The organism is Achromobacter sp. Marseille-Q4962, assembly GCF_943737005.1.
GTDB lineage: Bacteria > Pseudomonadota > Gammaproteobacteria > Burkholderiales > Burkholderiaceae_B > Achromobacter.
The window spans coordinates 155459-176123 of the sequence record NZ_CALSFU010000004.1 but is presented as its reverse complement, the minus strand read 5'-3'; the positions used below and the strand labels follow the sequence as shown (position 1 = coordinate 176123).

The window sequence follows — 20665 nt, the reverse complement described above, 5'->3', positions numbered from 1 at the left end:
CCAACTCCGGGACATACCATGCGCTTGCCTCCAGCCCTGCATGACCGCCTGCTCAAGGCCGCTGCCGCCGTCGGCGTGGCCCTGCTGCTGGCGATGCTGGCGCTGGCTTCGCCCACGCCCGCCATCGCCTCGCCCCCCGCGGGAGCCGCCGCGGCGCACCGTTAGGCATCCGGCGCGGTTCCGCGCCTGCCCTTTTCCCCTTTACGGGACGCGCAGGCTTGCGCGATGTGATCGCGCAGCCACTGGTGCGCCGGATCCCGGTGCACGCGCTCGGGCCAGAGCATGAGCATTTGAAAGCCGGGCACCTCCACCGGCGCGTCCACCACGCATAGCGCGGGATTGCCGCGCACCAGCCGTTCCGGCGCCATGGCGACCAGATCGGTGTGCGCCAGCACGGCCGCGAGAAACAGAAAGTGCGGCACCGACAGGGCGACGCGGGCGCTGCAGGTCCAGCCGGGCGAGCGCCGCGTCCGTGGGGCCCTGGAAGCCGCCGCCCTCGGGCGACACCACAACGTGATCCAGCTTGCAGAACTGCGCGCGGGTCGGCCTGCGTTTCAGGCGCGGATGGCCGGCGCGGCCGGCAAGCACGTAGCGCTCTTCGAACAGCAGTTTCTGGCGCAGGCCCGGCGGCGCGCTCTGACGGATGTGAAACGCCAGGTCGACGATGCCCTCTTCCGCCTGGCGCGCGAGCCGGGCGGGCGCGAGCTCCACGATGGCCAGCCGCGCATGCGGCGCGGCCCGGCGCAGGGCTTCGAGGGCGGGAAGCAGGATAGTGGACTCGGCGTAGTCGGACGCGGCGGCGCGCCAGGTGTGGCGGGCGGTGGCGGGGTCGAATGCCCGGGCGGGCGAGACGGCGTGCGCGAGCGATTCGAGCGCCAGCCTGAGGGGTTCGCGCAGCGCGTCGGCGCGTGCGGTGGGGCGCATGCCGCGCGGCCCGGGCAGCAGCAGGGGGTCGGAGAACACATCGCGCAGCCGCGCGAGCTGCAGGCTGACGGTGGGCTGCGCCAGATGCAGTTTCTGCGCGGCGCGCGTCACGTTGTGTTCGGCCAGAAGGGCGTCCAGGGTGACCAGCAGATTGAGGTCGAGCCGCCTCAATATATTGTCCATGGCAATATCAAGCATTGTGGATATCTATTTCAACTATACCTGTGGAAAACCTATCGTGTGTCTCTCGATCTTCTCTGGAGCACATCATGAAAGTCCTGCTGGTCTATGCCCACCCCGAGCCGCGTTCTCTCAACGGCGCGCTGAGGGACTTTGCCGTGTCCCGCCTGCGCGGCAACGGGCATGAGGTGGAGGTTTCCGACCTGTACGCCATGGGCTGGAAGGCCGTGCTGGATGCGGGCGACAGCCTGGCCCCGCGCGCTTCGGCGCGCTTTGACCCGTCGGAGGATGCGCGCCGCGCCTACGAAACCGGCATGCAGCGCGCGGACATCGCGCGCGAGCAGGAGAAGCTGCTTTGGGCGGACGCCCTGATCCTGCAGTTTCCGCTGTGGTGGTTCTCGATGCCGGCCATCATGAAGGGCTGGGTCGAGCGCGTCTACGCTTGCGGCTTTGCCTACGGCGTGGGCGAGCATTCGGACACCCACTGGGGCGACCGCTACGGGGAGGGCACGCTTGCGGGCAAGCGCGCCATGCTGGTGGTGACGGCCGGGGGCTGGGAATCGCACTATGCGCCGCGCGGCATCAACGGCCCCATCGGCGACCTGCTGTTTCCGATCCAGCACGGCACGCTGTTCTATCCGGGCTTCCAGGTGCTGCCGCCCTTCGCGGTCTATCGCGCCGGCCGCATGGACGGGGCGCGCTTTGCCCGAGTCCGCGCCGAGCTGGGGCAGCGGCTGGATTCGATGTGGACGACGGCTCCCATTCCTTTCCGCAGGCAGAACGGCGGCGCCTACGAGATTCCGTCGCTGGCCTTGCGGGCGGACCTGGCGCCGGGGCGGTCCGGCCTGGGCATCCACGTCGGCGAGCAAGCGGCGGCATCCTGACTGGCGGCAGAACGCGCTTGCCAAATACATAAGTATTGACTAATGTATTGGCATGACGGAAAACGCAATATTCAAGGCGCTTGCCGACCCTACCCGCCGCGCCATCTTCGACAAGCTCGCGGCGGGCAGCATGAATGCCACGGCGCTGCGCGCGGGCATGCAGATCAGCCAGCCGGCCATGTCGCAGCACCTGTCGGTGCTGCGGGAGGCGGGGCTCGTGCGCGAGGAACGCCAGGGCCGCTTCGTGAACTACGAAGTGGATCCGCAGGGCATGGCGCTGCTGATCCGCTGGCTGGACCGGTACCGCAGCTACTGGCCGGCGCGCGTGGATGCCCTCAGGACGCTACTCAAGGAAATGGACCAATGAGCGACATCGATATCGAAAGCGGCGGGCTGTCCGTCGAGCTGGTGCAGGAATACGAGCTGGATGCGCCGCCGGAAAAGGTGTGGCGCGCCATCAGCATTGCCGAGTTCCGCGAGCAATGGCTGCCTTCGAAGGCCCTGGCTCAGGCCGAATCGGTGTCGGCGGTGCCCGGCGAAGAGGTGCGCTACCGCCTGCGCGACGAATTGCCGCCCCATCTGGAAAGCGAGGTCACGCTGCGCATCCGCGGCAACGAGGCGGGCGGCACGGCGCTGACGATCATTCACCAGGCGCGGGCCGCGGAAGGGGCAGGGCGGCCGGAAGCGGCCAACGACGGCGCCTACGCATTCATGCGCGCCGCCTAGGGCTTGCGCGCTCCAGACTTCTTTCCCGAACGAGGCATGGCATGAGCGGCCTGTTGCAGTACATACCCATGGTGGTCGAGCAATCGAGCCGCGGGGATCGTTCCTACGATATCTATTCGCGCCTCCTGAGGGAGCGCATCATTTTCCTGACCGGCGAAGTCAACGATGTGGTGGCCGCCAGCGTGTGCGCGCAACTGCTGTTCCTGGAGGCCGAGAATCCGGACAAGCCCATTCACCTGTACATCAATTCGCCGGGCGGGGTCATCACCAGCGGCTTGGCCATGTACGACACCATGCAGTACATCAAGCCGCCGGTGCACACCTTGTGCATGGGCACGGCGCGGTCCATGGGGTCGTTCCTGCTGATGGCGGGCGCGCCCGGCGAGCGCGTGGCGCTGCCCAACGCCAGCCTCCACGTGCACCAGCCGCTGGGCGGCGTGCAGGGGCAGGCTTCGGACATCCTCATCCACGCCGAGGAAATCCTGCAGACCAAGCAGCGCATCACACGCCTGTACGCGGAACACTGCGGGCGCACCTACGAGGAGGTGGAGCGCGCGCTCGACCGCGACCGCTTCATGACGCCGCAAGAGGCGAAAGAATGGGGCTTGATCGACCGCGTGCTCTCGGAGCGCGCCGGCTGCCCTTGAACCGGGCCGCCTACGGCTTCAGGCCCAGGGCACGGGCCACGCCTTCCGCATAGGCCGGATCGGCTTTGCGGAAGTGTTCGAGCTGGCGGCGCTGGATCTCCTCGGGCACGCCGGCCATGTGGCGGCCGATGTTGCCGAACAGCCGCTCCTGCTGCTCGGGCGTCATCAGGCGGAAGAGGGCGCCGGGCTGGGAATAGTAGTCGTCGTCTTCCCGGTGGTTCCAGCGGTCGGCGGCCTGGCCGTCCAGCGCCAGCGGCGGCTCGGCCGCCGAGGGCGTTTCGCGCCATTCGCCGAAGCTGTTGGGTTCGTAGTTGAGCGTGCCGCCGCCGTTGCCGTCCACGCGGCCGGCGCCGTCGCGGTGATAGCTGTGGAACGGACACCGCGGGGCGTTGACCGGAATCTGGTGGTGGTTGATGCCCAGGCGGTAGCGGTGCGTGTCGCCATAGGAGAAAAGGCGGCCCTGCAGCATCTTGTCCGGCGAAAATCCGATGCCCGGCACCACGTTCGCCGGCGTGAAGGCGGCCTGTTCCACTTCGGCGAAATAGTTCTCGGGATTCCGGTTGAGCTCGAGCACGCCCACCTCGATGAGCGGGTAGTCGGCATGCGGCCAGACCTTGGTGAGGTCGAAGGGATTGATGCGGTAGGTGGCCGCCTGCGCCTCGGGCATGATCTGCACTTTCAGCGTCCAGCGCGGGAAATTGCCGCGCTCGATGTTCTCGTACAGGTCGCGCTGCGAGCTCTCGCGGTCGTGCGCCACCACCTGGGCGGCTTCTTCGTCAGTCAGACAGGCGATGCCTTGCTGTGACTTGAAGTGGAATTTGACATAGAAGCGCTCGTTGTCCTTGTTGACGAAGCTGAACGTGTGCGAGCCGAAACCGTGTTGCTGGCGCAGGTTGGCCGGAATGCCGCGGTCGCTCATCAGGATGGTGACCTGATGCAGCGATTCGGGGCTGAGCGACCAGAAATCCCAGGCGGCGGTGGCGCTGCGCAGGTTGGTGCGCGGATCGCGCTTCTGGGTGTGGATAAAGTCGGGGAATTTCATCGGGTCGCGGATGAAGAACACCGGGGTGTTGTTGCCGACCAGATCCCAGTTGCCTTCGTCGGTGTAGAACTTGATGGCGAAGCCGCGCACGTCGCGCTCGGCGTCGGCCGCGCCGCGTTCGCCCGCCACGGTGGAAAAGCGCAGGAAGAGCGGGGTCTGCTTGCCGACCTTGGAAAAGATACTGGCGCGGGTGTAGCGCGTAATGTCGTTGGTGACGGTGAAGGTGCCGTAGGCGCCGGAACCCTTGGCGTGGACCACCCGCTCCGGGATGCGTTCACGGTCGAAGTGGGCCAGCTTCTCGATCAGCCAGAAGTCCTGGAGCAGGGCGGGCCCGCGCGGACCGGCGGTGAGCGTGTTGTTGTTGTCGGCCACGGGGGCGCCGGAAGCGGTGGTCAGGGGTTTCTTGTCGGTCATCGCGATTTCCTTCTCGGTTGCGGTAGAGATCTCGCCGGGGGCTGGAGACGGCATATGCGCGTCCGGCGCGGCGGGCGCGGAAAAGAGCACGGACCCATAGTAGAAGTGCGATGTTGCGTTGTGAAGTTGATTGATTCCCTAGGTTTGATAAATATTAACTATTGATATCGCGCCACGGCGCCGCGCAAAGGACGCAAAAAAGCCGGCACCGGGCCGGCTTCTTGCTTGCGGGAAAGTGGGTCAGCGGTTGGCCGCGGCTTCCGTCTTGCGCTGGATGGACCGGGTAATGGACCACTGCTGCAGAATGGACAGCGTGTTGTTCACGCACCAGTAGAGCACCAGGCCCGCCGGGAAGAAGAACATCATTCCCCCGAAAACCAGCGGCATGATCATCATGACCTTGGCCTGCACGGGATCGGGCGGCGTGGGGTTCAGCTTGATCTGCAGGAACATGGTGGCCATCATGACGGCCGGCAGAATGAAGTACGGGTCGCGCACGGACAGGTCGTGCACCCACAGGATCCAGGGCGCGCCGCGCATTTCGACGCTGGCCAGCAGCACCCAGTACAGCGAGATGAACACCGGAATCTGCACCAGCATGGGCAGGCAGCCGCCCAGCGGATTGATCTTCTCGGTGCGGTACATCTCCATCATGGCGGCGTTGAGCTTCTGCTTGTCGTCGCCGTACTTTTCCTTCAGGGCCTGCAGGCGCGGAGCCACCTGCTTCATGCGGGCCATGGAGCGGTAGCTGGCCGAGGCCAGCGGATAGAACAGCGCCTTGATGAGCACCGTGAGGGCCACGATGGTCCAGCCCCAGTTGCCCAGCAGGGAATGCAGCCAGGTCATGAGCGCGAACAGCGGCTTGGCGATGATGGTGAGCCAGCCGTAGTCCACCACCAGTTCGAGGCCGGGCGCGAGCGCGGCCATGGCCTTCTGGTCTTGCGGGCCGACCCAGAGGTGGGCGTCGACGCTGGCCGAGGCGCCGGGAGCGATCTCGCCCACGGCCTCCACCGTGCGGGCTGCGTACAGGTTCTTCTGCACCTGCAGCACTTCGTTGTTGCGCTGCTTGCCTTCCGGCGGCACCCAGGCGGTGGCGAAGTAGTGCTGCACCACGGCAATCCAGCCGTTGTCGGCCTGCTTGATGTAGTGCGCCTTGTTCTTTTCGATATCGGCGAAGGTCATCTTCTGGAACTTGTCCTGTTCCGAATAGACGGCCACGCCGGTGAAGGTGTGATAGAAGCTGGAGGTATCGGCCGGATCGTTGCCGTCGCGTTCGAGCTGCAGGTACACCGCGGGAGTGACGGGGGCGGCGCCCAGGTTGGCCAGGTCGTGGCGCACGTCGATATCGTAGCGGCCGCGGTGCAGGGTGAAGGTCTTGGTGACCTTGACGCCACCCGATTCGGCCTCGAACGCCACGGCCAGGCTGTCGCCCTTGAGTTCGCGCTCGGTGGACACGACGCGGAAGGGCGTCATGTGAGTGGGGAAGCTCTGGCCGTTGGGGGCGCCCACCACGCCCGTCTGGGCCACGTAGGTCAGGCCGCCGGAGCGGTCCAGCAACACGGTGGGCTGGTCGGCATGGCCGGTGGCCGGGTACTTCAGCAGCTCGGCGCGCACCAGCTGGGCGCCCTGGGTGTCGAAGGTCAGGCGCAGCACGTCGGTCGTGACGACCACCTGCTCGGACTGCGCGGACGCTGCCGTCGCGGCGCCGGGCACCGTCGAGGCCGGGGCGGAGGGCGTGCCGGAAGCCGGCGCGCTGGGCACCGAAGGCGTGGCGCTGCCGCCGTTGTTCTGGTCGGCGGCGGTGTCGGCTTTGGTGCTGGCCGCCGGCGTCGGGCCGAACAGCGACGGCTTGCCGTTATGGATCTGCCAGTTGTTCCAGAGGAGCAACAGCGAGAAGGAAAAGATCATCCAGAGGACGGTTCGTCGGATATCCATGGTGCCTACTGAAGTAAGTACGGGCCAGCAAAGCCCGCCAGTTTAGCGTCATTCATGCCGGGTGCGGTGGCGGTGGGAACAGCACTGCGGCTCGTTGGTTCCCGGCGCGGGCGGAACCGGGTCCAGCCCGCCGGGCGACCAGGGGTGGCAGCGTCCGATGCGCCGGACGGCCAGCCACAGCCCCTTCAGCGCGCCGTGCCGTTCGATGGCTTCGATCGCGTACGCCGAGCAGGTCGGGGTGTAGCGGCACTGCCGGCCGACCCAGGGACTGAGGAAGAACCGGTAGAACCGGATCGGCGCGATGAGCAAAGCCCTGATCATCGCGCGATCCGTTCAAAGTGAGCGTCCACTTCGGCGCGTGCCGCCTGTTTCAGGGCGGTGAGCGAGCCGGGGGCGACTTTGCCATGCAGGCGCACCACGTAATCCCGCGCCGGCAGGCGGGCCCGCTGGTGGCGGAACGCCTCGCGCACGACCCGCTTGAGGGCGTTGCGCGTGGTGGCGCGGGCGGCATAGCGCTTGGCGATCACCATGCCCAGCCGGGCGTGGGGCGCTTCGCCCTCTGCCGGCGCCGGGGGCGCGGCGGTTACGACGAACAAAGCCCCTCGGGCCAGCCGCCGGCCTTTCAGCGCGGAAGCGAACTCGGAGGGGCGATGCAGCCGCGCCTGCGGCGGTAGCGTGGGGCGCGACATGGGCTGCAAGACGGCTGCGGCCGGTGCGCGGGGCGCCGGCGCGGCGCCTGGACGGGATTGCGAGTGCTCGGGCAAGCCTGCCGGTCCGCGCGCAAGCCGGGTTTCCGGAAACCGGAAAGCCGGGCTCAGACGGCCAGGCGCTTGCGGCCCTTGGCGCGGCGGGCGCTCAGGATGGCGCGGCCAGCGCGGGTTTTCATGCGCACGCGAAAGCCGTGGGTGCGCTTGCGGCGGGTGACGGAAGGCTGGTAGGTACGTTTCATGGACGATCCACAAAAAGAACAAAAGTCAGAAGGACCTGCCCGGAGGGTTCCAGGCCGCGTCGAAAGCGGGTATCTGGAAGCGGGCGCGCCCGGCAAACGGGGCAAGGGCGCGAAACATCCAGACGGGGCTTTCTGCCGGGAAAATCCCGGGCGGCCATATCAGCAAAGCCTCGCAACCACCGTTTTCGCCAAGCCGGCCTGGCGGGCGGCACCCAGCCAGAAACCGTGGAAAATGCACCCGGGCAAATGAGCTGCAGGCATGGCAGCCGGCAGGCATTTTGGCATGACATCCTGGCGCATGTGCACCAGGCGCGCGCCGCGCCGGGCGAAAGTGGATCCGGGCTTTCTGTGAACCTTCTGACAGACAGAATTCGGAAAAGCCCACCATTTCAGCAAGTTTTCCCTGTCTTGTCAAACAGTTATGCCCCTGGATCCGGGGCGTCCATGTCGCTCCCTGTGGATAACCCCTGCCCGGGCAAGGTAGAATCGAGGTTTGAACAAGAGCGACATGAAAGAATTCTGGCAGACCTGCGTCAGTCGTCTTGAGCAGGAACTCCCCCCCCAACAAATCAGCGCGTGGATAAGACCGCTGGTCCCGCTTGCGTATGACGAAACGCAGGCGGTGCTGCGCGTGGCCGCGCCCAACCGCTTCAAGCTGGACTGGGTGCGCAAGAACTTCTCCCACCAGATCGAGGCCCTGGCCGCCGAGTGGTACGAGCGTCCGGTGCAGGTGCAGTTCGAGTTGCCCTCGCACGGCGCCGCGCCGCGCATGCCGGTGGCGCCCGTGCGCCCGGCCGCCGCGCCGGCCGAGCCGCCGCCGGCAACCGCACCCTCCGCGCACGCGGCTGCGCCGGCGCCCGCCCCGCAGCCTGCCGCCCCGGCCCCAGCCATGTCGGCCGCCGCCGCGGTGACGGCCGACGCGGCCAATATCGTGTACGAGCGCTCGCGCCTGAACACCGATCTCACCTTCGAGAACTTCGTTACCGGCAAGGCCAACCAGCTCGCGCGCGCGGCCGCCCTGCAGGTGGCGGAAAACCCCGGCACGTCCTACAACCCGCTGTTCCTGTACGGCGGCGTGGGCCTGGGCAAGACCCACCTCATCCACGCCATCGGCAACGCCATGGTGGCGGCGGGCACGGGCGTGCGCGTGCGCTACGTGCACGCCGACCAGTACGTGTCCGACGTGGTGAAGGCCTACCAGCGCAAGGCGTTCGACGACTTCAAGCGCTATTACCACTCGCTCGACCTGCTGCTCATCGACGATATCCAGTTCTTCTCGGGCAAGAACCGCACGCAGGAAGAGTTCTTCTACGCCTTCGAGGCGATGGTGGCGCAGCGCAAGCAGATCATCATCACCAGCGACACCTATCCCAAGGAGCTGTCCGGTATCGACAGCCGGCTCATTTCGCGCTTCGATTCCGGGCTCACCGTGGCGATCGAGCCGCCCGAACTCGAAATGCGGGTGGCGATCCTGTTGCGCAAGGCCGAATCCGAGGGCGTGCCCATGCCCGAGGAGGTGGCGTTCTTCATCGCCAAGCACCTGCGCAGCAACGTGCGCGAGCTGGAAGGCGCGCTGCGCAAGGTGCTCGCCTACGCGCGCTTCCACGGCCGCGACGTGCTGACGGTGGACGTCTGCAAGGAGGCCCTGAAAGACCTGCTGTCCGTGTCCAACGGCCAGATCACGGTAGAGAACATCCAGAAGACGGTCGCCGACTTCTACAAGATCAAGGTGGCCGACATGTACTCGAAACGCCGGCCCGCCAATATCGCATTGCCGCGCCAGGTCGCCATGTACCTGGCGAAGGAGCTGACCCAGAAAAGCCTGCCTGAAATCGGCGATCTCTTCGGCGGACGGGACCACACCACGGTGCTGCACGCCGTGCGCAAGATTTCCGATGCCCGCGCCAAGCAAGCGGAACTGAACCATACCCTGCACGTGTTGGAACAAACTCTAAAAGGATGAACATGCAACTCGTACAAACCACACGCGATGCATTGCTGAAACCGCTGTCGACTGTGGCGGGCATCGTCGAAAGACGCCATACCCTGCCCATCCTGGCGAACATCCTGATGCGCAAGGAAGGCAACAAGGTCGCGTTCATCGCAACCGACCTCGAGGTGCAGATCACCACGCATGCAGATTTCGGCGTGGGCGCGGAGAACGAGTCCACCACCGTGTCGGCGCGCAAGCTGCTCGACATCCTGAAGGCGCTGCCCGACACCGGCGACGTGAAGCTGGCGCTGGCCAGCAACAAGCTGTCCGTGCAGTCGGCCAAGAGCCGCTTCGCGCTGCAGACGCTGGCCGCCAGCGAGTTTCCCACCGTGGCCCAGCCCGAGCAATGGGACGTCTCGCTGACCATGCCGCAGCGCACCCTGCGCCACCTGTTCAACATGGTGCACTTCGCCATGGCCCAGCAGGACATCCGCTACTACCTGAACGGCATGCTGCTGGTGTTCGAACCCGGCCGCGTGCGCGCCGTGGCCACTGACGGCCATCGCCTGGCGCATTGCTCCACGGCGGCCGACGGCATCAGCGAACGCCACGAAGTCATCGTGCCGCGCAAGACGGTGCTCGAGATGCAGCGCCTGCTGGAGGACTCCGACGAGCCGGTTTCGATCGACGTGGCCCCGGGCCAGATCCGCTTCCGCTTCGGCGACGTGGAGCTCGTGTCCAAGCTGGTCGAGGGCAAGTTCCCCGATTTCACGCGCGTGATTCCCACCACGTACACCCGCCATTTCCTGGTGGGCCGCGAGGCCCTGCAGGGCAGCCTGCAGCGCGCCGCCATCCTGACCACCGACAAGTTCAAGGGCGTGCGCCTGCAGCTGGCGCAGAACCAGATGAAGATCTCCTCCTCCAACGCCGAGCAGGAAGAGGCCCAGGAAGAGATCGACATCGACTACGGCCACGAGCCGCTGGACGTGGGTTTCAACGTCGGCTACCTGCTCGACGTGCTGGCCAACGTCAAGGTGGACAACGTGAAGTGGTCGGTCATGCCCGATGCGAACGCGTCCGCGCTCATCACCCTGCCCGAAGACGACGAATTCAAATACGTCGTGATGCCCATGCGCATCTGATCCGCCGCAACGCGGATTTGCGCCGCTCGCGGGCCTTTGCCGGCCGCGAGCGGTCCGGCCGCCAGGCCGCTCTTTAAAGCCTTATCGATATCCACATGTCAGATCAGCAGAACACCACTCCCGAGAACAACGGCTACGGCGCCGATTCGATCAAGATGCTCAAGGGGCTGGAGGCAGTACGCAAGCGCCCCGGCATGTACATCGGCGACACCTCCGACGGCACGGGTCTGCACCACATGGTGTTCGAGGTGGTGGACAACGCCATCGACGAGGCGCTGGCCGGCTACTGCGACGACATCGTCGTCACCATCCACACCGACAACTCCATTTCGGTGAGCGACAACGGCCGGGGCATTCCGACCGACATCCACAAGGATGACGAATTCCACCGCAGCGCCGCCGAAATCGTCATGACGGAGCTGCACGCGGGCGGCAAGTTCGACCAGAACTCGTACAAGGTGTCCGGCGGCCTGCACGGCGTGGGCGTGTCCTGCGTGAACGCGCTGTCGGAATGGCTGCGCCTGACCATCCGCCGCGACGGCAAGGTGCACCAGATGGAGTTCCGCCAGGGCGAGCGCGTGGCGCCCCTGACGGTCACGGGCACGACCGACAAGCGCGGCACCGAGGTGCGCTTCCTGGCCGACCCCATCATCTTCACCAATATCGAGTACCACTACGAGATATTGTCCAAGCGCCTGCGGGAACTGTCGTTCCTGAACAATGGCGTGAAGATCCGCCTGATCGACCAGCGCCAGGGCAAGGAAGAGAACTTCGCCTTCTCCGGCGGCGTGAAGGGCTTCGTGGAGTACATCAACCGCAGCAAGACCGTGCTGCACCCCAACGTGTTCGCGGTATCCACCGAATCGTCGGCCGGCGGCGTGCCGGTGGGCGTGGAAGTGGCCATGCAGTGGAACGACAGCTACAGCGAAAGCGTGCTGTGTTTCACCAACAACATTCCGCAGCGCGACGGCGGCACGCACCTGACGGGCCTGCGCGCGGCCATGACGCGCATCATCAACAAGTACATCGTCGACAACGAGCTGGCCAAGAAGGCCAAGGTCGAAACGTCCGGCGACGACATGCGCGAGGGCCTGGCCTGCGTGCTGTCGGTGAAGGTGCCCGAGCCCAAGTTCAGCAGCCAGACCAAGGACAAGCTGGTGTCCAGCGAAGTGCGTCCCGCGGTGGAAGAGGCCGTGGCCCGCACGCTGGAAACCTGGCTGCTCGAGCACCCGAACGACGCCAAGGCGCTGTGCGGCAAGATTATCGAAGCCGCCCGCGCGCGCGAAGCGGCGCGCAAGGCGCGCGAAATGACCCGCCGCAAGAGCGTGCTGGAGGGCGCCGGCCTGCCCGGCAAGCTGGCCGATTGCCAGGAAAAAGACCCCGCGCTGTGCGAGCTGTACATCGTGGAGGGCGACTCGGCGGGCGGCTCGGCCAAGCAGGGCCGCGACCGCAAGTTCCAGGCCGTGCTGCCGCTGCGCGGCAAGGTGCTCAACGTGGAGAAGGCGCGCTTCGACCGCCTCATCGCCAGCGAGCAGATCGCCACGCTGATCACGGCCCTGGGCACCAGCATCGGCCCGGACTTCAACATCGACAAGCTGCGCTATCACCGCCTCATCATCATGACCGACGCGGACGTGGACGGCGCGCACATCCGCACCCTGCTGCTCACGCTGCTGTACCGCCAGATGCCCGAGCTGGTGCAGCGCGGCTACGTCTATATCGCCCAGCCGCCGCTGTACAAGGTGAAGGTCGGCCGCGAGGAGCGCTACCTGAAGGACGACGCGGAAGAAGCGCAGTTCATGCTGCAGCTCTCGCTGAAGGAGGCCGAGATCATCTCGGGCGGCAACATCATCCGCGGCGAGGAGCTGGCCGAGCTGGCGCGCCAGTACGTGGCCGCCGACGGCGTCATCGGCCGCCTGTCGCGCGTGTTCGACGTGGCGGCCCTGTCGGCCATGGCCGAGGGCGTGGAGATCAACCTGGATTCCGAACAGGCCACGGCCGAATCCGCCGAACGCCTGAAGGCCGCCATGCGCGACCCGGTCTCGGGCAACGGCGTGGAAGTGGTGCCCGAGTTCGACCCCGTTACCGAAAGGCACCGCCTCTCGGTGCGGCGCATGCACCACGGCAACGTGCGCGTCAGCATCATCGACGCGGACTTCATCGGCGGCTCCGACTACGCCGTGCTGTCCAAGGCGGCCCAGAGCTTCTCGGGCAAGGTGTTGCCCGGCTCCATCGTCGCGCGCGGCGAGGGCGACAAGCGCAAGGAACAGACCGTGGCCGACTTCCGCGAAGCCATGGCCTGGCTGCGCAGCGAAGCCGAGCGCGGCATTTCCAAGCAGCGCTACAAGGGCCTGGGCGAAATGAACCCTGAGCAGCTCTGGGAAACCACCATGGATCCCAAGGTGCGCCGCCTGCTGCGCGTGCAGATCGAGGACGCCATCGCGGCCGACGAAGTCTTCACCACGCTCATGGGCGACGACGTCGAGCCGCGCCGCAACTTCATCGAGACGCACGCGCTGTCGGCGGGCAATATCGACGTGTAGGCCGCGGACCCTCCCATACCCGGTACGCGCGCTTCTCCGCCGCACGGGAGAAGGCTGCCTTCGGGCAGCCTTTTTGCCGCCTGGCGCGATGCGCCAGCCTGTGCCGGCAAGCCGGCCTTGCGCAGGCCGGGGTCGAGGCGGAGCAGGGCGTCCATGGCGCGGCGCGCGTCGGCGGCGCGGCAGGCTTTTTCTACCCAGGACGAGGCCGCGTCGAAGTCGCGCGGGAAGAGGTGGGCGGCGGACATGCCGGCCTGCATCCGGTACAGCTCGGGGTCGAGGGGGCTGAAGCGCATGGCGCGCGCGAAATGCTCGATGGCGGCCTCGGTGTCGCCGTGCCACAGCCGCAGGAAGGCGCCGAGGAACCATGCGGCCGCGAGATCGGGTTGAGCACCAGCGCTTTTCCAGCAGGGCGATGCCGCCCGGGAGGTCGCCCGCCAGATGGGCCAGCGCGTGGCCGGCGCGGGTGAGGGCGACGGCGTTGCCGCGGCCGGGCTCCACGGCGCGCCGGGCAAGCCTCGCGCCCTCGATCGTCTCGCCCGTCGGGTCGGCCATCCAGCACTTCCGCGCCAAGGTCGCGCAGGAAAACCTCATCAAGGCGTCGAAGATTCCCTATGCCATCCTGCGCGCGACGCAGTTCTTCGAGTTCATCGGCAGCATCGTCGAGTCGGGCGCGGAGGATGGCGGAGTGCGCCTGTCGCCGGCGCTGATCCAGCCGGTCGCCGCCGACGATGTGTCGGCGGCGCTGGCCGATCTGGCCGTGGGCGCGCCCGTGAACGGCACGATGGAAATCGGCGGGCCGGACCGCTTTCCGCTGGACGAGCTGGCGCGGCGCTATCTCGCGGAACGGGACGACGCCCGAGAGGTGATCGTCGACATTCACGCCCGCTATTTCGGCACAGAGCTGAATGATCACTCGCTTATCGCCGGAGACGGCGCGCGTCGGGGTCCGAGGCGCTTTTTCAGTTGGCTCGGCCGCGCAACGAGGGCCTGAACGGCGTGGCCCGCAGGACCGAGGAGCACGGCATGCGAATTCTCAAGTATCCGGCGCTGGCCGTAGCCCTCGCGGCGGCGGGGGCACGGGTCCGGCATCGCCGGCCTGTTCCGTTTGCGGCGCCCGCGCCTGCAGGGGAAACACCTCGGCGCCGGACGGCATGGTTTCGACATACAGCGAGCGGCTGGGAAACGCGAAGCCCGAGCCCGCGCCCTCGACGATGTTCTTGATGGCGTAGGCAAAGGTTTCCTTGATCTGCAGCCACTCGCCCCAGTTCGTGGTGCGGGTGAAGCAATAGACCATGAGGTCGATGGACGAATCGCCGAAGCTGTCGATGCGCACGAAGGTGGGGGCGGCGGGCGCGCTGACAAAGGCGTCGCTGCCCTTGATGTAGGCCTCGATGTCGTCGCGGATCCGCCGGAGCTGGTCCACGGAGGTGCGGTATTCGAGGCCGATGGTCCACGAGATGCGCCGGTAGGTCATCTTGGAGAAGTTGATGAGCGCATTGTCGGCGAGCTTGGAGTTGGGCACCATGACCGGCGCCAGATCGAAGCGGCGCACGGTGGTGGCGCGCAGGCCGATGATTTCCACCGTGCCTTCGACCACGCCGTCCACGCGGATCCAGTCGCCGCTTTCGAAGCGCTGTTCGCCGATGATGAAGACGCCGGCGATGAGGTTCTTGAAAAGGTCCTGCGCACCCAGGGCCACCGCCGCGCCGACCAGCCCGAGGCCGGCGAGCACCGGGCCGACGTGGATATTCCAGATTTCCAGGATGATGCCCGCGCCCAGCAGGAAAGTCACGATGCGGGCGACCCGCACGATCCATCCCGTCATGCCGTCGCCCAGGCTGGTGCTGCGCGCCTCCAGTCCCGCGAAGATGCTGGGGATGGCGCCCAGCAGCGCCCAGAAAAGCGTGAAGACGACCAGCGCCCGGTTGAAATCGAACACGAAGCCGCGCGCCGCCGGCGTCAGCGACAGAATGCCCGAGATGGCGAAGGCCGCCGCGACGAAGGGCACGAACCGCACGGCCGGCGCGACGTCTTTCACCAGCGCCTGCGCGGCCGGCGTGCGGGCGCGCAGGAGCCAGAGCCCGATGCGGTGGATGCGGGTCCGGGTGAATATCCAGCGCAGCGCGAACGCCGCGATCAGGATGGCCGCCGAAAGAATGACCTGGTCGAGCGTCAGGCCGTCGAAGATCCGGCCGCCGAGTTCCTGCAAGGCGTGCTTCAGGCGGGCGCCTATGCCTGTGAAGTGATTCCAGTCCATTGATTCCTCAGGGCTCCGGGGCCGCGTTGCGCGCCGCCCGCGAGGAGATCATACCCAGGCCGGGCCTGGCCTGCGCGGGCGCCGCCGCGCGCGACGGGGCCGGAGCGCTAGGGAAAGTCCCCATATCCCCGCTTTGCCGCCATGCAGCAGAATTCCTGAAAATTGTTCAACAATCCTGGCGCGGAAACATCTCCCGAAACCGGAGAAATACCGTTGCACCGCGGTTTCCAGGACATTGTGTGGGGGTTGCCATGCTCAGTACCATCCCGGCGCTACGCCGCTTCGCCATAGGGGTCGCCGCGGCTTGCGCGATGGGAGCCGCAGGCGCCGCCCCGGCTGCGCCGACCATCAGGCCGGACAGCCTGACCGTGGGCTCGGATCTCACCTACCCGCCCTACGCATACCTGGACAACGGCGCGCCGGCGGGCTTCGATGCCGATTTCTCGCGGCTGCTGGCCGCGAAGCTCTCCCTCAAGCCGGTGTTCGTCGATACGCGCTTCCCGGATCTCATCCTGGGCATGCGCGCGCATCGCTTCGATGCCGTGGCTTCCGCTCTCTACGTCACGCCGGAGCGCTCGCGCCTGGTGGATTTCATTCCGTACCTGAAGACGGGCGCATCGCTGGTGGTGACGGCCTCCAGCGCCTACGTCCCGGCGGTTCCGCAAGACTTGTGCGGCAAGCGTGTGGCTTCCATCAAGGGCGCGTCCTGGACGCCCAAGCTGCAGAAGGTGTCTCGCGAATCTTGTCAGCCCGCGGGGCGCGGCGAGATCAAGGTGCTGGAGTTTCCGACCTCGCCCGAGGCCCTGATGGCGCTGCGCTCGCAGGCCGCCGACGCCATGATCGAGGACGCGGCCGTGGCGCACGGCATGGCGGTCTAGTCGCGGGGGGCGATCCGGATCACGTCCACGTCGCTGCTCTATCCCATCGTCATCGGGCTGGGGCTGAACAAGAATGCCGCAGCGCTGCGCGGCAGCCTCCAGGCGGCGCTCGACGCCGCGCGCGCCAGCGGCGAGTACCAGGCCCTGCTGGCGCGCTACGGCCTGGAAGCGCCCAGCGCGGCCGAAATCGAGGAAGCCCTTGGCGGCCAGTCCCGCTGACGTTCGCCGGGAACGAGCACCCATGCATTTCGACTGGAACTATGCCGCAAGCCTGCTTTGGGATACCGATTTCTGGAAAGCCTGCCTGGTGGTGGTGAAGCTCAGCACCGCGACCTGGGTCGTGGGCGTGGCGGCGGGGTTCGTGCTGGCGCTCGCCAAACAGGCGAAAAACCCCGTGCTGAATCGGCTGGCCGGGCTGTACATCTGGTTCTTCCGCAGCCTGCCGCTGCTGGTGCTGCTCGTGTTCGTGTACAACCTGCCGCAGGTTTTCCCGGCCTCGGGCGCGCTGCTTTCCGATCCCTTCTATGCCGGCCTGACCGCGCTGGTGGTGAGCGAAACCGCGTTCATCGCGGAAATCCACCGCGGCGGCATCCTGGGCGTGCCGCGCGGGCAGGTCGAGGCGGGGCGCGCGCTGGGCATCCGCTACGCCGGCATCCAGCGCATGATCGTGGTGCCGCAGGCGCTGCGCATCGCGCTGCCCGCGCTCAGCAACGAGTTCATCACCATCGCCAAGCTGACTTCGCTGGTGTCGGTGATCTCGCTGGCGGAGATCTTGCTGGTGGGCCAGCGCCTGTATACGCAGAACTTCATGGTGTTCGAAACCATGCTGGCGGTGGCGTTCTACTACGTGCTGATCGTCACGGTGTTCGACAAGCTGCTGGGCTGGCTGGAACGGCACATGAACATCCTGCGTCGCGCGCCGAGGCCGCTGGCGCTGGACGAGGCGGCGCGGCGGCGGCTGGCGCAGCCGTCGGCGCAAGGCGGACGCGGCGCGGCACAGGCGCGCGCCGCCTTGCAGGTGCAGGGCGCGCGCAAGCGCTATGGCGAGCACGAGGTGCTCAAGGGCATCGACCTGAACGTACGCGCCGGCGAGGTCATCAGCATCATCGGCCCGTCCGGATCGGGCAAGACCTCGCTCATCCGCACGCTCAACGGGCTGGAAACGCTGGATGGCGGCCGCGTGCTGCTGCACGGCCAGCCCTTCCTGGGCGCCGCCGGCACGGGCGCGCCCGCGGCTCCGGGCGCGCGCATCCTGGACATCGGCATGGTGTTCCAGAGCTTCAACCTGTTTCCCCACATGACGGTGCTGGAGAACGTCATGCTGGCGCCGAAATACCACCGGCGGGGCGATGCCCGGGCGCTGCGGGACGAGGCGCTGTCGATGCTGGACAAGGTAGGCATGCTGGACCACGCGCACAAGTACCCGCACCAGTTGTCCGGCGGGCAGCAGCAGCGCGTGGCGATTGCGCGCGCTCTGGCCATGCAGCCCTCCATCATGCTGTTCGACGAGCCCACTTCGGCGCTCGATCCCGAGCTGGTGGCCGAAGTGCTCAAGGTGGTGGAAAGGCTGGCGTGCGAGGGCATGACCATGCTCATCGTGACGCACGAGATGGGCTTCGCCTTCAAGGTTTCGGACCGCATCGTGTTCATGGAGGGCGGCCGCGTGCTGCTGGACGCGCCGCCGGCCGAGGTGCGCGCCAGCGCCGATCCGCGCATCAGGGACTTCTTCAGCCATGTCCACGTTTCCTGAGGCCGCGGGGCCGCACGCCGGCGCGGTGCGCCGCTGCCTGGACCGCATCGCGGCCTGCCCGGACATGGCGGGCGTCGCGCTGCTGGCGCGGCGCGACAAGGACGCCATGGCCGAGGCGCTGCTGCGCGACGCCCTGGCCGCGCTGACCGGCGCACAAGGGCCGCTGGCGGGCCGCGTGCTGTGCGTGAAGGCATGCTTCGACGTGCGCGGCTGGGTCACGCACGCGGGCTCGCGGGTGCTGGCCGACGCGCCGCCCGCGCGCGAGGATGGCGGGGCCGTGGCCGCGCTGCGGGCGGCCGGCGCGGTGCTGCTGGCGCAAACCAACATGACGGAGTTCGCCTATGGCGCGCTGGGCCTGAATCCCTGGTACGGCACGCCGCTCACGCCGCTGGATCCCGGCGCCCGGCGCGTGGCGGGCGGCTCCAGCAGCGGCGGCGCGGTCGCCGTGGCCGGCGCCATGGCCGATTTGGCGCTGGTGTCGGATACGAGCGGGTCGGCGCGCATTCCGGCGGCGTTCTGCGGCGTGGCGGGTTTCAAGCCGTCGCAGGGCCGCTATGACGGCCGTGGCATGATGCGGCTTGCGCCGAGCTTTGACGTGCCCGGCGTCATCGCGCCAGACGCGCAGGGGTGCCTGCTGGCGGACCTGGCGCTGGCGCCTCATGAGGCCGCGGACCGCGCCGCGCATGGCGGCGTGCGGGGCCGGCGCTACGTGGTGCCGCGGCACGTGGAGGCGCTGCTGGACGCGGCGGTGGGCGAGGCTTTCGAGCAGTGGCTGCGCCGGCTGCGCGAGGCGGGCGCGCAGGTGCGCCGCGCTGCGCTGCCCAGCGTGCGGCTGGCCGGGGAAATCGCCCGCGACGGCGGCATGATCGCCGCCGAGGCCTATGCGTTGCACGCCGGGCGGCTGGCGGCCGGAGCGGCCGGCTACGACCCGCGCGTGGGCCCGCGCATCTTGCTGGGGGCGCAGGCGTCCGCGCACCGGTACGCGGCGGCCCGGCTGCGCCTGCGGGAGCTGCGCGCGCAGTTCGACCGGGAGCTGGACGACGCCGAGGCGGTGCTCACGCCCACGGTGCCCATGCTGCCGCCCAGGCTCGCCGACCTGGACGACGACGCCGCCTATCTGCGCGAGAACGCCCGCGCGTTCAGCCTCACCGAGTTCGCCAACCGGCTCGACCTGCCCAGCATTTCGCTGCCCGGCGCCGGCGGCGCGCGCCTGCCCGCAGGTCTGCTGGTGACGGGCCGCCGCCTGCGCGACCGCGCGCTGCTGCATGGCGCGCTGGCGGTGCAGGCGGCGCTGGGCGATGCGGTTTCCTGATTTTCCAGTCCTTGAGGATGTCGTTTCATGCTAGTTGTCCACGCCCAAGACCTTACCGATACCGAACGCCATGCCCGCGGCCCCGGCTGGGAGAGCCGGCGCATGATCGTCAAGCGCGACGGCATCGGCTATTCGGTACACGAAACCCGCGTGTTCGAAGGCGCCGAGCTGCGCCTGCATTACAAGCACCATTTCGAGGCCAATTACTGCATGGAGGGCGAAGGCGAAGTGCTGGACGTGGCGACCGGCCAGGTCCATCGCATCGTGCCGGGCACGCTGTATGCGCTGGACCGTCATGACGAGCACATCCTGCGCGCCACGCGGGGCGATCTGCGGCTGGTATGCGTCTTCAATCCGCCGCTCAGCGGACGCGAAACGCACCGCGAGGACGGCAGCTACGCGGAGCCGGCGGACGAGGACCAGGGCTGACGCGCCCTAGCGCGCCTGCCCCTGCTGGGCCTTCAGCCGCGTGAGCACCTCGGTAAGCGTGCGTTCCGAGTGTTCGAGGTAATCGGACAGCGCCTGGGCGGCGTCGCCGCGCCGGTCCTGCACCAGCAGGCCATGGATATGGCGCTCGCGTTCGATCCAGTCGGCGGTCTGGATGCGGCTTTCGTCGGGTTCGGAGGCGAATACGAGGCGCAGCTGCGCGCACAGCGTGAGGAAGAACTCGTCCAGCAGGCGGCTGCCGAGCTGGGCCACGATGTGCTGGTGGACCTGCAGGCTGAGCGTGCCGACGCTGCGCCAGTTCTTCCTGGCTAGGGCGCGCTCGGCCGCGTCGATGGCGGCCAGCATCTTGTCGAGCAGGGCCGGTTTCAGGGGCTGGTCGCCGCTGACGGCCTGCATTTCCAGGGCGCGCCGCGCCGCGTAGATATCGCGCAGGTCTTTGCGTTCCATGCGGCGCACCACCACGCCCTTGTGGCGGATGAACGTGGCCAGGCCTTCGCGGCCGAGCTGGTGCAGCACTTCGCGGATGGTGTTGCGCGACGCGCCGTAGCCGGCGGCGAGGTCCACTTCCACGAGCTGCGTGCCCGGCGGCAGCTTCCCGCCCATGATGTCGTCGCGCAGCCGGTGGCTGATGCGTTCGGCGATCGAAAGGCCGCTGTCGCGTTCGGCAGGCATGGGGGGGCGAGCTCCTGATGGGGGCGCGGC

Annotated in this window: 19 protein-coding genes and 3 pseudogenes; 14 read left to right on the top strand and 8 right to left on the bottom strand. The window is 67.6% G+C overall.

The genetic code is table 11. The features are described from left to right. Nucleotides 1–18: 18 nt before the first annotated feature. Nucleotides 19–165 (top strand): hypothetical protein, encoded by a 147-nt coding sequence (locus tag NGJ44_RS04955; protein ID WP_200907997.1) that lies wholly within the window; start codon nt 19–21, stop codon nt 163–165. Here NGJ44_RS04955 and NGJ44_RS04950 read toward each other — a convergent pair. Further along, nucleotides 162–1107, bottom strand: a pseudogene (locus NGJ44_RS04950) (LysR family transcriptional regulator). The gene NGJ44_RS04955 and the pseudogene NGJ44_RS04950 sit on opposite strands and share 4 nt — an antisense overlap. An 86-nt stretch (nt 1108–1193) precedes the next feature. Between NGJ44_RS04950 and NGJ44_RS04945 the strand changes: the two are divergent. From NGJ44_RS04945 to NGJ44_RS04930, 4 genes are read left to right on the top strand one after another with little or no spacing between them, the layout of a single operon-like run. Beyond that, entirely contained in the window at nt 1194–1988 is a 795-nt protein-coding gene (locus NGJ44_RS04945) for an NAD(P)H-dependent oxidoreductase (protein ID WP_053244623.1), read from the top strand. A gap of 52 nt (nt 1989–2040) precedes the next feature. After that, nucleotides 2041–2355 (top strand): ArsR/SmtB family transcription factor, encoded by a 315-nt coding sequence (locus NGJ44_RS04940; protein ID WP_053244622.1) that lies wholly within the window; start codon nt 2041–2043, stop codon nt 2353–2355. Then, nucleotides 2352–2714: an SRPBCC family protein gene (locus NGJ44_RS04935; RefSeq protein ID WP_053244621.1), complete on the top strand. Its 363-nt coding sequence runs from the start codon at nt 2352–2354 to the stop codon at nt 2712–2714. Before NGJ44_RS04940 ends, NGJ44_RS04935 begins: the two co-directional genes overlap by 4 nt. A 41-nt stretch (nt 2715–2755) precedes the next feature. Then, nucleotides 2756–3361: an ATP-dependent Clp protease proteolytic subunit gene (locus NGJ44_RS04930; RefSeq protein ID WP_053244620.1), complete on the top strand. Its 606-nt coding sequence runs from the start codon at nt 2756–2758 to the stop codon at nt 3359–3361. A 10-nt stretch (nt 3362–3371) separates the two neighbouring features. Here NGJ44_RS04930 and NGJ44_RS04925 read toward each other — a convergent pair whose 3' ends face one another. From NGJ44_RS04925 to rpmH, 5 genes are all read right to left on the bottom strand, one after another. Continuing rightward, nucleotides 3372–4817: a catalase gene (locus NGJ44_RS04925; protein ID WP_251863274.1), complete on the bottom strand. Its 1446-nt coding sequence runs from the start codon at nt 4815–4817 to the stop codon at nt 3372–3374. A 240-nt stretch (nt 4818–5057) separates the two neighbouring features. Further along, nucleotides 5058–6752 carry a membrane protein insertase YidC gene (gene yidC, locus NGJ44_RS04920; RefSeq protein ID WP_053246304.1) on the bottom strand — a complete coding sequence of 565 codons (1695 nt, stop codon included), beginning with the start codon at nt 6750–6752 and terminating at the stop codon, nt 5058–5060. Between the two features lie 48 nt (nt 6753–6800). Beyond that, the gene (gene yidD, locus NGJ44_RS04915; RefSeq protein WP_053246303.1) at nt 6801–7073 is read right to left on the bottom strand and encodes a membrane protein insertion efficiency factor YidD; all 273 of its coding nucleotides are present in this window, start codon (nt 7071–7073) and stop codon (nt 6801–6803) included. After that, a complete protein-coding gene (locus NGJ44_RS04910) occupies nt 7070–7441 on the bottom strand; it encodes a ribonuclease P protein component (protein ID WP_251863273.1) in 372 nt (123 codons plus the stop codon). Before NGJ44_RS04910 ends, yidD begins: the two co-directional genes overlap by 4 nt. Nucleotides 7442–7566: 125 nt before the next feature. After that, nucleotides 7567–7701 (bottom strand): 50S ribosomal protein L34, encoded by a 135-nt coding sequence (rpmH, locus tag NGJ44_RS04905; RefSeq protein ID WP_006228069.1) that lies wholly within the window; start codon nt 7699–7701, stop codon nt 7567–7569. On the opposite strand from rpmH, the gene NGJ44_RS04900 reads away from it, so the two are divergent. The 5 genes and pseudogenes from NGJ44_RS04900 to NGJ44_RS04880 form a co-directional block, all read left to right on the top strand. Further along, on the top strand, nt 7700–7951 hold the full coding sequence (locus NGJ44_RS04900) for a hypothetical protein (RefSeq protein ID WP_152968156.1): 252 nt from the start codon (nt 7700–7702) through the stop codon (nt 7949–7951). The two genes, rpmH and NGJ44_RS04900, sit on opposite strands and share 2 nt — an antisense overlap. A 258-nt stretch (nt 7952–8209) precedes the next feature. Next, nucleotides 8210–9664: a chromosomal replication initiator protein DnaA gene (gene dnaA, locus NGJ44_RS04895; protein ID WP_251863272.1), complete on the top strand. Its 1455-nt coding sequence runs from the start codon at nt 8210–8212 to the stop codon at nt 9662–9664. 2 nt (nt 9665–9666) lie between these two features. After that, nucleotides 9667–10776 carry a DNA polymerase III subunit beta gene (gene dnaN / locus NGJ44_RS04890; RefSeq protein ID WP_053243875.1) on the top strand — a complete coding sequence of 370 codons (1110 nt, stop codon included), beginning with the start codon at nt 9667–9669 and terminating at the stop codon, nt 10774–10776. Between the two features lie 95 nt (nt 10777–10871). After that, nucleotides 10872–13319 carry a DNA topoisomerase (ATP-hydrolyzing) subunit B gene (gyrB, locus tag NGJ44_RS04885; protein WP_053243860.1) on the top strand — a complete coding sequence of 816 codons (2448 nt, stop codon included), beginning with the start codon at nt 10872–10874 and terminating at the stop codon, nt 13317–13319. A gap of 556 nt (nt 13320–13875) precedes the next feature. Then, nucleotides 13876–14310, top strand: a pseudogene (locus tag NGJ44_RS04880) (SDR family oxidoreductase); the annotation flags it as partial. A gap of 42 nt (nt 14311–14352) precedes the next feature. Here NGJ44_RS04880 and NGJ44_RS04875 read toward each other — a convergent pair. After that, on the bottom strand, nt 14353–15576 hold the full coding sequence (locus NGJ44_RS04875) for a mechanosensitive ion channel family protein (protein ID WP_251863271.1): 1224 nt from the start codon (nt 15574–15576) through the stop codon (nt 14353–14355). A gap of 251 nt (nt 15577–15827) precedes the next feature. Here NGJ44_RS04875 and NGJ44_RS04870 point away from each other — a divergent pair. The 4 genes and pseudogenes from NGJ44_RS04870 (at nt 15828) to NGJ44_RS04855 (ending at nt 19945) form a co-directional block, all read left to right on the top strand. After that, nucleotides 15828–16673 (top strand): annotated as a pseudogene (locus NGJ44_RS04870) (ABC transporter substrate-binding protein). A 22-nt stretch (nt 16674–16695) separates the two neighbouring features. After that, the gene (locus tag NGJ44_RS04865; RefSeq protein ID WP_251863270.1) at nt 16696–18204 is read left to right on the top strand and encodes an amino acid ABC transporter permease/ATP-binding protein; all 1509 of its coding nucleotides are present in this window, start codon (nt 16696–16698) and stop codon (nt 18202–18204) included. After that, complete coding sequence (locus NGJ44_RS04860) at nt 18188–19516, top strand: amidase family protein (RefSeq protein WP_251863269.1); 1329 nt, start codon at nt 18188–18190, stop codon at nt 19514–19516. Before NGJ44_RS04865 ends, NGJ44_RS04860 begins: the two co-directional genes overlap by 17 nt. Before the next feature lie 27 nt (nt 19517–19543). Beyond that, nucleotides 19544–19945: an ectoine synthase gene (locus tag NGJ44_RS04855; protein ID WP_053244811.1), complete on the top strand. Its 402-nt coding sequence runs from the start codon at nt 19544–19546 to the stop codon at nt 19943–19945. A gap of 6 nt (nt 19946–19951) precedes the next feature. Here NGJ44_RS04855 and NGJ44_RS04850 read toward each other — a convergent pair whose 3' ends face one another. Then, nucleotides 19952–20635: a GntR family transcriptional regulator gene (locus NGJ44_RS04850; RefSeq protein WP_053244812.1), complete on the bottom strand. Its 684-nt coding sequence runs from the start codon at nt 20633–20635 to the stop codon at nt 19952–19954. Nucleotides 20636–20665: the final 30 nt, after the last annotated feature.